Here is a 13,198-nt window from a genome sequence, read left to right as displayed (position 1 = left end):
CGGGCACCACGGGCACGGCACCGGCCGCCGCTCGGCGACGACCGGTGCCGTGCCCGTGGTGCCCGAGGGCGCCGTCCCCGCGAGCGCGCCTCCCGTTCCCGCCGCTCCGGGTCGTCCCGCGGCGTCCTCCACCGCACAGGTCCTCTCGTCCGTGCCCCCGGTCCGTCGTCGCGGCGCCCGGGCGCTGCGCGGTGCGGTCAGCACCGTCGCCGTCGCCGCCATCGCGGGCATGGTCGCGGTCATGGCGCTCCCCGCCTACTCGTTCGATCCCGCCGACGACTCCCAGGCGGCCGTGGAGGCCGCCGCGCGCATCCGCGCCCTCGGCACCCAGAAGCTCACCGTGTCGGCGTCGGCGACGCAGGAGCAGGTGATCCGCGACTCGTTCACGGCCCCCACGCAGCAGCAGCTCGACGAGGCCGCCGCCCAGGCGCGCGCCCTCGCCGAGGCGGCCGAGCGCGCCGCCCGCGAGGCGCAGGAGGCCGAGGAGGCCGCTGCGAGCGGCACGAGCACCGCCCTTCCGGGCTCCAGCACCTCGGTGACCCCCCGCGAGGAGGGCGACGACTACCCGTGGCGCGATCAGCTCACGGACGACCAGGGCGGCGGGCTCTCCCCGCTGCGCTACTACTACCGCGAGTGCGTCGACTTCGTGGCGTGGCGGCTCAACCGCGACCAGGGATCGACCGGCGCCCCGTGGAAGTGGACCTGGGGCAACATGACCCCGGGCGGAGGCAGCGCCTACGCCTGGGCGGGCCAGTGGGCGTCGCACGGCTGGGTGACCAGCAGCACACCGGTGCCCGGCAGCGTCGCCTGGTTCACCGGCAACCACGTCGCGTACGTGCAGTCGGTCAACTCCGACGGCACGGTCTCGCTCGAGGAGTACAACTGGGGCAACGACCACTCGTACCACACGCGCACGGTGCCGGCCTCGAGCGTCCCGCTCTTCCTCTACCCGCCGAGCTGAGCGTGAGCACCGGCCCCGCCGCGGGCGGCATCGGATTCGCCGTCGCGCAGTTCGCTCCGGTCGCCGACCGCGACGCGAACCTCGCCACCATCCGCCGACTGGTCACGACGGCCGTGCACCGCGGTGCGCGCGTCGTCGTGCTGCCCGAGTACAGCTCCTCCTTCTCGGACCCGCTCGGACCCGAGCTGCTCGCGGCGGGGGAGCCGCTCGACGGCCCCTTCGTGCGCGGGCTGGGCGCGCTGGCCCGGGAGCTGGACGTCTTCGTGGTCGCCGGCATGGTCGAGTCCGTCGCCGAGGACCGCCGGGTCGCCAACACGCTCGTCGCCGTCGATCCCGACGGACGGCTCGTCGCGCACTACCGCAAGCTCCACCTCTACGACGCCTTCGGCTCGACGGAGTCGGACTGGATCGCCGCCGGCGAGATCGGCGAGCCCGAGACCTTCGCGGTGGGCGACCTCGTCGTCGGGCTGCAGACCTGCTACGACCTCCGCTTCCCGGAGGTGACACGCTGGCTCGTCGACGCCGGTGCGGATGTCGTGGCAGCACCGGCCGAGTGGGTCCGGGGCCCGCTCAAGGAGGCGCACTGGCGCACGCTCGTCACCGCGCGCGCCCTCGAGAACACGATCTACCTCGTCGCGGCCGATCAGACCCCGCCGATCGGCGTCGGCACCAGCATGATCGTCGATCCGATGGGCGTCGAGATCGCGACCCTCGGCGAGGTCGAGGACGTGGCGGTCGCCTGGCTCTCGCGGGAGCGGATCGACGCCGCCCGGGCGAAGAACCCGGCCCTCGCGCTGCGCCGCTTCACGGTCCGCCCGCTCTGACCCCGTCCACGCCGAGCACGCGCCGGGCCGCGCAGAGCACGCGCCGGTGCCGGGCCCGTCCCTCACCGCACCCGGCCGAAGCGGCTCAGGCGCGCATGCCCGCCAACCGCGTGGCCGCCTCCTCGAGCACCTCGAACCGCTTGCAGAAGGCGAAGCGCACGAGGGAGCGGTAGGGCGCCGCGTCCTCGGGCCGGCAGAATGCCGAGACCGGCACGGCGACGACGCCGGCGAGCTCCGGCAGCGTGCGGCAGAACTGCACGCCGTCCGAGTACCCGAGCGGCGCGGCGTCCGCCACGACGAAGTACCCGCCCCGAGACGGGGCGACCCCGAACCCGGCGGCGGCGAGCCCGGCCGAGAGGATGTCGCGCTTGCGCTCGAGCGTCGACGCGATCCCCGAGAAGAACACGTCGTCCAGGCCCAGACCGCGGGCGACGGCGCCCTGGAACGGGGAGCCGCTGACGTAGGTGAGAAACTGCTTGACCGCGAGGACCGCGGTGATCAGCTCGCGCGGTCCCGTGATCCAGCCGATCTTCCAGCCCGTGGTGCTGAAGGTCTTGCCGGCGGAGGAGATCGTCAGGGTCCGATCCCAGGCCCCGGGCAGTGTCGCGATCGGCACGTGCCGCCCGTCGAAGCGCAGGTGCTCGTAGACCTCGTCGGTGACGATCACCGCGTCGTGGCGCTCGGCCAGACGGACGATCAGCTCGAGCGTCTCGTGCGGCAGGACCGCGCCGGTGGGGTTGTGCGGATCGTTGACGAGGATGATGCGCGTGCGGTCCGACACGGCCGCCGCGAGCTCGGCGGGATCGACCGAGAAGTCCGGACCGCGCAGCAGCACCGTCCGGTGCACGCCGCCGGCGAGCGCGATCAGGGCCCCGTAGGCGTCGTAGTGCGGAGTGAAGGTCACGACCTCGTCGCCGGGTTCCAGCAGGGCCAGGAGGGTCGCCGCGAGCGCCTCCGTCGCCCCGGTCGTCACGAGGACCTCGCCGTCGGGGTCGGGCTCGAGCCCGTGGAACCGCTTCTGGTGCGCCGCGATCGCACCGCGGAGCACCGGGAAGCCCGGGCCCGGCGGGTACTGGTTCAGGCCGCTCGCGATCGCCTCGCGCGCCGTCTCGAGCACCTCGCGGGGGCCGTCCTCGTCGGGGAAGCCCTGCCCGAGGTTGATCGCCCCCGTGCGCTGCGCGAGCGCGCTCATCTCGCTGAAGACGGTGGCGGCGACCTCGCCGCGGGGCCCGAGTAGTCCGGCCCCCGCGGCCGCGCGGGTCCAGGATCCGTGGATGCTCACGCCCCCAGTCTGCACCGTGGCGCCGTCTCCGTCTTCGAGTCCCGCTTCCAGCCGGGTCATAAGGAACCCCCAGGTTCGCTGGTCAAGCTATCCCCGCTTGGAAGGAGCACTACCCATGACCGAGAGTCACGAGGGTCCCCGTCAGCCCGAGGATCCCACCACGCCGACGGGCCCTCAGGCGTCCCCGGCCCCCGAGCAGGGCCCCGGGTCCGAGCACCCCACCGTCCCGCTGCCCGAGTCCTCGCCGCAGCACGCTTCCTCGCCGCAGCCTCCGTACACGTCGAACTCCTCCGAGGAGAACCGGCCGCAGCCCGTGGCCCCCGGTCCCCGGTACGGCCAGTACGCGCCGCCCGCCGCGAACACGGTGCACAGCTCCGAGAACCCGCCGTCCTCGAGCGCCTTCGGCCCTGCGGGCGAGCAGCCCCCCGCCGCGCCCAAGCGCCGCGCCGGGGTCAGCGTCGTCGCCGCCCTCGCGATCGGCGCGGTCGTCGGCGGAGTCGCGGGGGCCGGCGTGTTCGGCCTCTGGTCGGCGTCCAACGGCTCCGCGACCCGGGTGGTCTCGTCCGGGGGCTCGCAGACCATCACCGTGAACAACGCCGAGGACGCGACGACCGCGACCGCGGTGGCGGCGAAGGCCACTCCGAGCGTCGTCACGATCGCGGTGAGCGGCGGCTCCTCCGCCGGCACCGGCTCGGGCATCGTGCTCTCGGAGGACGGCTACGTGCTCACGAACACCCACGTCGTCACGCTCGACGGAGGCGTCGCGGACGCCGCCGTCACGGTGACCACGAGCGACGGCCGGATCTACGACGCCACCGTCGTCGGCACCGACCCCACCCTCGACCTGGCGGTGATCAAGCTGACCGACGCGACCGACCTCTCGCCGATCACCTTCGCCGACTCCTCCGAGATCAACGTCGGCGACACCGCCGTGGCCATCGGAGCGCCGCTGGGCCTCTCGGGGACCGTCACGGACGGCATCGTCAGCGCGCTGAACCGCAGCATCCAGGTCGCCTCCTCCGCGGCGCCGGACGACTCGGGCGACGACTCGAGCGGCAGCACCGACAGCCCGTTCAACTTCGACATCCCCGGCCAGGCCCCGCAGACGCAGGCCACGAGCACGATCTCGCTCCCCGTCATCCAGACGGACGCGGCGATCAACCCCGGCAACTCGGGCGGTGCCCTGCTCAACAGCGACGGCGAGCTGATCGGCGTCAACGTCGCGATCGCCAGCGCGGGCTCCTCGAGCTCGGGCGATCAGAGCGGCAACATCGGAGTCGGCTTCGCCGTCCCGAGCGCGGTCGCCGAGCGCATCGCGAAGGAGATCATCGCGAACGGATCGGCCACCCACGGCCTGCTCGGAGCGAGCGTCACCGACTCCACCGAGGACGTCCTCGGCGCCGCGATCCGCGAGGTGACCTCGGGCGGAGCCGCGCAGGCGGCCGGCCTGAAGGCGGGCGACATCGTCACCGCGATCGACGGGACCCCCATCACGAACGCCTCCGACCTGACCGCGCAGGTGCGCGCTCGGGCCGCGAACGCCGACGTGCAGATCACCTACGTCCGCAGCGGTCAGAGCTACGAGCTCGACGCGACGCTGGGGACGATGGCGATCAGCTGACCGCAGCGCCCGCACGACCCGCAGCCCCCGAGGATCCGTCCTCGGGGGCTGCTAGTGTGGTGCGGACTTCCGCCCGGATCCTCGTGGACGACCGGCTCCTCCCGCACGAACTGGACACATGCAGCCCGAGAACCCGACGGACAAGGCGTCGACGGACGACCTCTCGGAGCTCCCCGGCGTCTCGTACGTGATGCCCGTTCTGAACGAGGTCACCCACGTGCGCGCCGCCGTCGACTCGCTGCTCGCGCAGGACTACACCGGCCCGTTCGACGTCGTCCTCGCGGTCGCCCCGAGCATCGACGGGACCGAGGCGCTCGTCGAGCAGCTGAGCGCCGCCGACCCGCGGATCCGCGTGGTCGCGAACGGCGTCGGCTCCACTCCTGCCGGCTTGAACGCGGCGATCCGCGCCTCGACGCACCCCGTCGTCGTCCGCGTCGACGCCCACTCCGTGCTGCCGCGCGACTACGCCCGCATCGCGGTCGAGACCCTGCAGCGCTCGGGCGCCGACAACGTCGGAGGCGTGATGGCGGCCGAGGGGCTCACTCCGTTCCAGCGCGCCGTCGCGCGGGCCTACGGCTCCCGCATCGGCCTCGGCGGCACCCCGCACCACGTCGGCGGCCAGGAGGGACCGGCCGAGACGGTGTACCTCGGCGTCTTCCGGCGCTCGGCCCTCGAACGAGCGGGACTCTTCGACGAGCGCTTCAAGCGCGGCCAGGACTGGGAGCTGAACCGGCGCCTGCGGGAGCTGGGCGGCACCGTCTGGTTCACGCCGCACCTCACCGTCACCTACCGTCCCCGCCCGTCGATGCGGGCGCTGCTGCGCCAGTTCCTCTCGACGGGGATGTGGCGGGGGGAGCTGACCCGGCTGTTCCCCGCCTCGCGGTCGCTGCGCTACTTCGCACCGCCCGTGCTGGTCGCCCTGCTCGCCCTGGGCCTGCTCGCGGGGGCGGCCGGCGTCGTCCAGGCGCTCGTCGGCGCCGCGCCCTGGCTCCTGCTCGGCCTGGTCGTGCCGCTCGGCTACCTCGTGCTGGTCGCCGCCGCCACGGTCGCGGTCGCCCGGGTCGACGGCCCGCGGGCGATGCTGTGGTTCGCCGTCGTGATCCCGTCGATCCACGTGGCGTGGGGCACCGGATTCGTGCTCGGCTTCGCGGGTCTGACCAGCAACATCTCGGCCGCGCGCAATCAGCCGCGCACCGGCGGGGTCCCGACGGCCGGCGACGACGGCACCGACACTGCGAGGGGCGCATGACCGCGACCACCAGACCCCGATCCATCGCCGAGCTGAAGGCGGTCGCGCAGCCTCCGGAGGTGCGCGGGCGCCGCAACGCCGAGCACTGGACGGCGTCGCTCTACCTGCGGCGCTTCTCGCCGTACCTCACCTGGGTTCTGCTGCGCACGTCGATCTCGGCGAACGGCGTGACGGGGCTCATGATCCTGGTGGGCTGGAGCGCGGCCGCCGCGCTGCTGATCCCGGGCGTCGCGGGCGCCGCGCTCGCGCTCCTGCTCGGGCAGCTGCAGATGCTCGTCGACTGCTGCGACGGCGAGGTCGCCCGCTGGCGCCGCACGTCGTCGCCCGCGGGGGTCTTCCTCGACAAGGTCGGCCACTACACGACGGAGTCGCTCATCCCGATCGCGCTCGGGCTCCGCGCCGCCGGGTTCCCGTTCGAGACGCCGGGCGACTTCCTCTGGACGACGATCGGGCTCGCGCTGGCGCTCGTGATCGTCCTCAACAAGGCGCTGAACGACGTGGTGCACGTCGCCCGCGCGAACGCGGGGCTGACGAAGCTCGCCGACACGAAGGGGGAGGCGGTGCCGTCCTCCTCCGGACTCGCGAGACTGCGCCGCGCGGCCCGGTTCGTGCCCTCCCACCGCCTCTACCACTCGGTCGAGCTGACGATGCTGGCCTTCGCCGCCTCCCTCGTCGGACTGGTCGTCGGAGCGGGCACGGCCGACCGCGTGCTGGTCGCGGCGCTCCTGCCGCTGGCCGTGCTCGCCCTCGTCGGCCACTTCGTCGCGATCATGGCGTCCAAGCGTGTCCGCTCCTGATCGGCCGGCGCCGCTGCCGCGAGTCGGCGTCGTCGTCCTGACGCAGGGCACCCGCCCCGACGACCTGGCGGCGGGGCTCGCGAGCGTGCTGGCGCAGCAGGGCGTCGAGCTCGACGTGGTCTGCGTCGGCAACGGCTGGGAGCCCACGGGCCTGCCGGAGGGGGTCCGCCCCCTCGCACTGCCCGAGAACCTCGGGATCCCCGCGGGACGCAACGCCGGCGTCCCCGCGACCCGGGGCGAGCACCTCTTCTTCCTCGACGACGACGCGCGCGTGCCGTCGCCCACCTTCCTCCGGGACGCGATCGCCCTGCTCGATTCGCCCCGGGGCATCGGACTCGTGCAGCCTCGGGTCGACAGCACCGACGGCACTCCCGCGCCGCGCCGCTGGATCCCGCGGATCCTCAAGGGCGACCCCCGTCGATCCGGGCCCGTCTTCTCGGTCTGGGAGGGCGCGGTCGTGCTGCGCCGCGACGTGTTCGAGGAGACGGGCGGCTGGGCCGATCCCTTCTTCTACGCCCACGAGGGCATCGAGCTGGCCTGGCGGGTCTGGGACACGGGGCGCACCACCTGGTACGCGGGCGAGCTGGTGGCGCAGCACCCCGTGATCCAGCAGACCCGGCACGCCGACTACTACCGGCTGAACGCGCGCAACCGCGTCTGGCTCGCGCGGCGCAACCTGCCGGCTCCGCTCGCCCTCGCCTACGTGGGCTCCTGGACCGCGATCCAGTGCCTGCGCTGGGCGCGCGACCTCCCGGCGCTCCGGGCCTGGTTCGCCGGGTGGCGCGAGGGCTGGCTCCAGGACCCGGGCCCGCGCCGAGCGATGTCCTGGCGGACCGTGCTCCGCATGGGTTTCGCCGGGCGTCCGCCCATCGTCTAGCATCGGGGCAGCCGCTCCCGCCGGGGCGGATGCCCCCGGAAGGACGACGGTGTTCGATTCGACGCAGCTGCTCGCCACGGTGCGCACGCACCTCGATGAGGGGGCCGTCGTCGGAGACGACGACGAGTTCCAGGCCCGCCTGGACGAGCACCTGCCCCGGTTGGTGGAGCTCCTCTCGGGGGTCTACGGCCACCGCGAGGACCTCGCCGAGCAGATCCTCGGCGTCGTCGCGCTCGCGGCCTCGTCGTGGGCGCAGCGGCCCGAGGAGCTGCGCGCGCTCGACCGGTCTCGGGAGCAGCACCCGGACTGGTTCCTCTCGAACACGGCGCTCGGCGGCGTCTGCTACGTCGACCGCTACGCCGGCGACCTGGAGGGGCTGCGCGCCGAGATCCCGTACTTCCGCGAGATCGGGCTCGACTACCTGCACCTGATGCCGATCTTCGACGCCCCGGAGGGGGAGTCCGACGGCGGCTACGCCGTCTCGAGCTACCGCCGTGTCCGGCCCGACCTGGGCGACATGGACCAGCTGCGGCTGCTCGCCGCCGAGCTGCGCGCCCAGGGGATCGCGCTCGTCGTCGACTTCGTCTTCAACCACACCTCGAACGAGCACGAGTGGGCGCGCCGCGCGCTCGCGGGCGAGGAGCGGTTCGAGGACTACTACTGGATCTTCCCCGACCGCGAGCAGCCCGACGCCTTCGAGCGGACGACCCGCGAGATCTTCCCCGAGGACCACCCGGGCTCCTTCGTCCCGCTCGAGGACGGCCGATGGGTCTGGGCGACCTTCCACCGCTACCAGTGGGACCTGAACTACTCCAATCCCGAGGTCTTCCGCGCGATGGCGGGCGAGATGCTCTTCCTCGCCAACCAGGGGATCGACGCCCTGCGGATGGACGCGGTCGCGTTCATCTGGAAGGAGCTCGGAACGACCTCGGAGTCGCGGCCCGAGGCGCACCTGCTGCTGCGCGCCTTCAACGAGGTCTGCCGCCTCGCCGCTCCGTCGCTGCTGTTCAAGTCCGAGGCGATCGTGCACCCGGACGAGGTCGTCGAGTACATCGACGTCCAGGAGTGCCAGCTCTCGTACAACCCGCTGCAGATGGCGCTGACGTGGGAGGCGCTCGCGACCCGCGACGTCCGTCTGCTGTCCCAGGCCCTCGAGCGCCGCCACGCGCTGCCCGAGGGCACCGCCTGGGTGAACTACGTCCGCGGTCACGACGACATCGGCTGGACCTTCGCCGACGAGGACGCGGCGGAGCTCGGCATCGACGCCGCCGGCCACCGCCGCTTCCTCAACGACTTCTACACGGACCGCTTCGAGGGCACGTTCGCCCGCGGCGTCCCGTTCCAGGAGAACCCGCGCACCGGGGACCGCCGCGTGTCGGGCACCACCGCCTCCCTCGCCGGTATCGAGGCGGGCGACCCCTACGGCATCGAGCGGGTCCTGCTCGCGCACTCGATCGCGCTCAGCACCGGCGGGCTCCCGCTGCTCTACCTCGGCGACGAGGTCGGCCAGCTGAACGACTACGGCTACCGCGACGACCCCGCCACCGCCGGGGACTCCCGCTGGGTCAACCGGCCCCGCCGCCCCGCGGAGCGCTACGCCGAGCGCGAGACGCCGGGCACCGTCGCCGGCGAGGTCTTCGGCGGTCTGCTGCACCTGATCGCCATCCGCAAGGCGGTCCCGCTGTTCGCGGGCACCGCGCTCACCGTCTTCGACGCGCAGAACCGCCACGTGCTCGGCTACCAGCGCCCGGGCGACGGCGAGGCGCTGCTGGTGCTGGCGAACGTGTCGGACGAGGTGCAGGAGGTCGCTCCGGAGCGGTTCGGCGGCGTCGACCCGTGGGCCCTGGATCTCGTGACCGAGGTCACCGTGGACCTCCGCGAGGGCTTCCGGCTCGCACCGCTGCAGTTCGTCTGGCTCCGGGTGACCCCCGTCTCCTGACGCCCTTCGCGGCGCCCCCTGCGAGGAGGGGCGGCTTGTAGCCTGGAGCGATGACGTCCCGCGCTCTCCTCCTCCGCCTCGTCAGGGACGCGCAGCTGGCCCGGAAGGTCGGAGCCGACCTCCTCGCCGCCCGCCGCGCCCGGCACGCCGTCGCCCGGCTCCTCGCCGCACGCGCACCGCTGCCCGAGGGGCGCTTCGAGATCGGCGTGTACTTCGCCGACGGCGACATCAACCTCTACCAGGTGCGCCAGTGGTACCGCCCGCTGGTCGAGCTCGCGAAGACGCGGCCCGTGGTGCTGCTGACGCGCAACGCGAGCGCCGCCGCGGTCCTGCTCCGGGAGAGCCCCGTGCCGGTGGCCTACGTCCGCTCGGTCGTGGACCTCGAGGAGACGATCGCGCAGCAGCCGCTGCGCATCGTGCTCTACGTCAACCAGAACTCCCGCAACTTCCAGATGATGCGCTACGGCCGTCGCTGGCACGTCTTCGTCAACCACGGCGAGAGCGACAAGATGTACATGACGACGAACCAGTTCAAGGCCTACGACTACAGCCTCATCGCGGGCGACGCCGCCCTCGCCCGACTGCACCGCGTCCTCTGGGACTTCGACTTCGACAAGCGGGCGATCCCGATCGGCCGCCCCCAGGCCGACCACCTCGCCGGTCGCACGCCCTTCACGCCGGACGAGCGCCGCGTCGTGCTCTACGCACCCACGTGGGAGGGCGATCGGGCGGCCGCCGGCTACGGCTCCGTCGCGAGTCACGGAGTGGCGCTCGTGCGCGCCCTGCTCGCCGACCCCCGCTACCGCCTCGTCTACCGCCCCCACCCGCGCAGCGGGGCGGTCGACCCCGCGTACGGAGCGGCGAACCGCGAGATCATCGCCCTGATCGCCGCGGCGAACGCCGCCGACGCCTCCGCCGCCCACGTCCACGACACCGCGGCGGAGCTCGGCTGGCAACTCACCGCCGACGTCGCGGTCCTCGACGTCTCGGCCATGGTCTACGACCGGCTCGCGACCGGCCTGCCCCTGATGGTGACGCGGCCCGTGAGTCCGGAGGCGGACGTGGACGAGTCCGGCTACCTCGGCGACGCCGAGTGGCTCCTCGCCGCCGACGCGTCCACGATCACCACGCGCCTCGCGGGTGTCGAGCACGACGCGGCGGCCGTCGAGCGGCTGCAGCGCTGGGTCGCCCACTACTTCGGCGACACCCGCCCCGGGGCCGCGACCGCGCGCTTCCACGCCGCGATCGAGCACCTGCTCGAGGAGTGGGACCGCCACGCGGCCCTGCACCGCGACGATCCCGCCGTCGACGACCACGATCCGGAGGGCTGAGCGGGGGCCGGCGGGGCCCGCGTCAAGTCCCGCCGGGCGCGGAGGAGCGCCTCCTGCGCGCCGCTACGCTCGTCCCATGAGGACCAGACGCATGTTCGCCCGCGCCCGACGGCGCGCGGCCGCGCCGACACCGCCGCAGGTCGACTCCGACATCGTCGTGACGGCCGACCAGGAGCGTCCGGTCTTCACCATCCGCTCCTTCCGGATCGGGCTGTTCGGCGGACTCGGCGTGCTCGTGGCCCTCGTGCTCGGCGGTCTGGTCGTCGAGCTGAGCACGGTGCTCACCTACGTCTTCGTCGCGATGTTCTTCGCACTGGGCCTGGACCCCCTGGTGTCCTGGCTCGAGCGCAAGCGGATCCCGCGCGCCCTGGCGATCACGATCGTGTTCGCGGTCGTGGTGCTCGGCTTCGCCGGTCTGCTGCTCTACATCATCCCGATCCTGGTCGAGCAGCTCACCCTGTTCGTCACCGACGCCCCGCGCATCGTCACCGACATCGCGTCGCAGCAGTGGGTGCTCGATCTCGAGGATCAGCTGCGCGGCGTGATCGACGTCGACGAGCTCATCGCCACCGTGCAGACCTTCATCGGCGACCCGCAGAACCTGCTCTCGCTCGGCGGCGGGCTGCTGGCCGTCGGCACGGGCATCGCGAGCGGAGTGACCGGCGCCATCATCGTGCTGATCCTCACCCTGTACTTCCTCGCGTCGCTGCGCTCGATGAAGTCCGTCGCGTACCGCTTCGCCCCCGCCTCGCACCGCGCCAAGGCGCGTGAGGTCGGCGAGGAGATCACCGGAGCCGTCGGCCGCTACGTCGTCGGCCAGGTCACGCTGGCCGGCGTGAACGGCGTGCTGACCTTCATCCTCCTGGTCTCGATCGGAGGACCGGTGCCGGCGCTGCTGGCGTGCGTCGCGTTCCTCGGGTCGCTGATCCCGCTCGTCGGCACGATCTCGGGCGCCGCGATCATCTCGCTCGCCTGCCTGCTCGCGTCGCCGCTGACCGCCCTCGTCGCGGCGATCTACTACCTCGTCTACATGCAGGTCGAGGCGTACCTGCTGAGCCCGCGCATCATGGCGCGCGCGGTCTCGGTTCCGGGTGCGGTCGTCGTGATCGCGGCGGTCGCGGGCGGCACCATCGCCGGAGTGCTCGGCGCGCTCGTCGCGATCCCGGTCGCGGCGTCGATCATCATCGTCGTGCAGAAGGTCGTCTTCCCCCGCCAGGACGCGAAGTAGAGCCGGTCGGCTCTCAGCGGTACGGCGGTGCCGCAGCGTCGACGGCCGCGGTGAAGCTCCGGACGGACCCGGGCGTCCCGGCCGTGGTGCCGGCGGCCGGCCGGAGCGCCAGGGTGCGGGTCGCCAGCGGCACCACTCCGGCCCAGACGCCGTCCTCGTGCTCGGCGTCGTCGGAGGGCCCCGCCGCGCGGATCTTCACGCTCGCCTCGGCCAGGGGCATCCGCAGCACGAGGGTCGCCGCGATCTCGCGAGCCGTCGTCGGCCGCACCTCCGCCGCTCGGCCGGGGAGCAGCCGGTCCACGAGCACGTCGAGCGCCCGGCTCTTCTCGTCTCCCTCCAGCGCCTCGGCCTCGCCGAGGATCATCGCGGAGCGGTAGTTCATCGAGCTGTCGAAGGTCGAGCGGGCCACGACCAGCCCGTCGACCAGGGTCACGGACACCGTCAGCTGCGCCCCGCGCGCCGCCGCGCGCAGCAGCCCCCCGCCGCTGGATCCGTGCAGCAGGACGGAGTCGCCGTCGCGCGCGAAGAGGATCGGCAGGACGATCGCCGCGCCGTCGCGCACCACGGCCACGTGGGCGATCAGCGCCTCGTCGAGCAGCGCGTCGAGCTCGGCGCGGTCGGTGCTCTGCCGTTCCCGGAGGCGGGTGACACGGGTGCGGTCGGTGACGGGGAGGGTGCTCATGCTCCGATCCTCCGCCGACTGCTGGATCTGTCAGAATGCCAGCGGGACCCGATCCGAGTGGTCCAGAGCGGGGGAGTCCATGGCGTCCGGAGATCTGGAGATCCCGCTGCTGCTCGCGCCGTCCCCGCGTGGATCGGTCCGAGCGCATCTCGCGGAGGCGCTGCGCGCCGCGGTGCTCGACGGCCGCTACCGGGCGGGCGACCCCATCCCGTCGAGTCGCGTGCTCGCCGAGCGCCTCGGAGTCTCGCGCGGCTCGGTCGTGGCGGCCGTCGACCAGCTCGTCGGCGAGGGCTATCTCGTGGCCGAGCCGCGGGCGGCCGTCACGGTGGCGGCCGACGGCGTCGTCGTGCCGTCGCGGTCGGCGCGTCCCGCCGCCGACCCGCTGCCTCCGGACGGCGGGGTAGCCC

At 73.3% G+C, this 13,198-nt stretch carries 12 protein-coding genes; 10 read left to right on the top strand and 2 right to left on the bottom strand.

Annotated elements, in window-relative coordinates; translation table 11 throughout:
• Nucleotides 1-961, top strand: a 961-nt coding sequence (locus tag NB037_RS16015) for a CHAP domain-containing protein (RefSeq protein WP_251947484.1), incomplete at its 5' end; no start/stop codon positions are given.
• A 2-nt stretch (nucleotides 962-963) separates the two neighbouring features.
• The gene (locus NB037_RS16010; protein ID WP_251947482.1) at nucleotides 964-1,785 is read left to right on the top strand and encodes a carbon-nitrogen hydrolase family protein; all 822 of its coding nucleotides are present in this window, start codon (nucleotides 964-966) and stop codon (nucleotides 1,783-1,785) included.
• Between the two features lie 85 nt (nucleotides 1,786-1,870).
• Here NB037_RS16010 and NB037_RS16005 read toward each other — a convergent pair whose 3' ends face one another.
• Nucleotides 1,871-3,067, bottom strand: a complete 1,197-nt coding sequence (locus NB037_RS16005) for a pyridoxal phosphate-dependent aminotransferase (protein ID WP_251947479.1) — start codon at nucleotides 3,065-3,067, stop codon at nucleotides 1,871-1,873.
• 115 nt (nucleotides 3,068-3,182) lie between these two features.
• On the opposite strand from NB037_RS16005, the gene NB037_RS16000 reads away from it, so the two are divergent.
• The 7 genes from NB037_RS16000 (at nucleotide 3,183) to NB037_RS15970 (ending at nucleotide 12,109) form a co-directional block, all read left to right on the top strand.
• The gene (locus tag NB037_RS16000; RefSeq protein ID WP_251947477.1) at nucleotides 3,183-4,688 is read left to right on the top strand and encodes a S1C family serine protease; all 1,506 of its coding nucleotides are present in this window, start codon (nucleotides 3,183-3,185) and stop codon (nucleotides 4,686-4,688) included.
• A 118-nt stretch (nucleotides 4,689-4,806) separates the two neighbouring features.
• Nucleotides 4,807-5,937 (top strand): glycosyltransferase family 2 protein, encoded by a 1,131-nt coding sequence (locus NB037_RS15995; RefSeq protein ID WP_251947475.1) that lies wholly within the window; start codon nucleotides 4,807-4,809, stop codon nucleotides 5,935-5,937.
• Nucleotides 5,934-6,734, top strand: a complete 801-nt coding sequence (locus tag NB037_RS15990) for a CDP-alcohol phosphatidyltransferase family protein (RefSeq protein ID WP_251947473.1) — start codon at nucleotides 5,934-5,936, stop codon at nucleotides 6,732-6,734. The genes NB037_RS15995 and NB037_RS15990 overlap by 4 nt, the downstream gene beginning before the upstream one ends.
• Nucleotides 6,721-7,611 (top strand): glycosyltransferase family 2 protein, encoded by an 891-nt coding sequence (locus NB037_RS15985; protein ID WP_251947472.1) that lies wholly within the window; start codon nucleotides 6,721-6,723, stop codon nucleotides 7,609-7,611. The genes NB037_RS15990 and NB037_RS15985 overlap by 14 nt, the downstream gene beginning before the upstream one ends.
• A 79-nt stretch (nucleotides 7,612-7,690) precedes the next feature.
• Nucleotides 7,691-9,550 carry an amylosucrase gene (locus tag NB037_RS15980; protein ID WP_251947487.1) on the top strand — a complete coding sequence of 620 codons (1,860 nt, stop codon included), beginning with the start codon at nucleotides 7,691-7,693 and terminating at the stop codon, nucleotides 9,548-9,550.
• Between the two features lie 50 nt (nucleotides 9,551-9,600).
• The gene (locus NB037_RS15975) at nucleotides 9,601-10,881 is read left to right on the top strand and encodes a CDP-glycerol glycerophosphotransferase family protein (protein WP_251947470.1); all 1,281 of its coding nucleotides are present in this window, start codon (nucleotides 9,601-9,603) and stop codon (nucleotides 10,879-10,881) included.
• A gap of 76 nt (nucleotides 10,882-10,957) precedes the next feature.
• Nucleotides 10,958-12,109, top strand: coding sequence for an AI-2E family transporter (locus NB037_RS15970; protein WP_251947469.1), 1,152 nt, complete (start codon nucleotides 10,958-10,960; stop codon nucleotides 12,107-12,109).
• Nucleotides 12,110-12,122: 13 nt separating this feature from the next.
• On the opposite strand, the gene NB037_RS15965 is transcribed toward NB037_RS15970, so the two are convergent.
• Nucleotides 12,123-12,791: a pyridoxamine 5'-phosphate oxidase family protein gene (locus NB037_RS15965; RefSeq protein ID WP_251947468.1), complete on the bottom strand. Its 669-nt coding sequence runs from the start codon at nucleotides 12,789-12,791 to the stop codon at nucleotides 12,123-12,125.
• A 79-nt stretch (nucleotides 12,792-12,870) separates the two neighbouring features.
• On the opposite strand from NB037_RS15965, the gene NB037_RS19705 reads away from it, so the two are divergent.
• Nucleotides 12,871-13,198 (top strand): GntR family transcriptional regulator (locus NB037_RS19705; RefSeq protein ID WP_279309016.1); only part of this gene is annotated, 328 nt, incomplete at its 3' end.

The sequence above is a fragment of the Rathayibacter rubneri genome (assembly GCF_023743255.1).
GTDB lineage: Bacteria > Actinomycetota > Actinomycetes > Actinomycetales > Microbacteriaceae > Rathayibacter > Rathayibacter rubneri.
The sequence above is the reverse complement of the archived record's forward strand: the minus strand, read 5'-3'. Positions and strand labels throughout refer to the sequence as shown.

Excerpts from the sequence above, each read along its gene's own strand:
- NB037_RS16000 (WP_251947477.1), top strand. The coding sequence starts at position 3,183 with ATGACCGAGAGTCACGAGGGTCCCCGTCAGCCCGAGGATCCCACCACG.
- NB037_RS15995 (WP_251947475.1), top strand. The coding sequence starts at position 4,807 with ATGCAGCCCGAGAACCCGACGGACAAGGCGTCGACGGACGACCTCTCG.
- NB037_RS15990 (WP_251947473.1), top strand. The coding sequence starts at position 5,934 with ATGACCGCGACCACCAGACCCCGATCCATCGCCGAGCTGAAGGCGGTC.
- NB037_RS15975 (WP_251947470.1), top strand. The coding sequence starts at position 9,601 with ATGACGTCCCGCGCTCTCCTCCTCCGCCTCGTCAGGGACGCGCAGCTG.
- NB037_RS15970 (WP_251947469.1), top strand. The coding sequence starts at position 10,958 with ATGAGGACCAGACGCATGTTCGCCCGCGCCCGACGGCGCGCGGCCGCG.
- NB037_RS15965 (WP_251947468.1), bottom strand. The coding sequence starts at position 12,791 with ATGAGCACCCTCCCCGTCACCGACCGCACCCGTGTCACCCGCCTCCGG.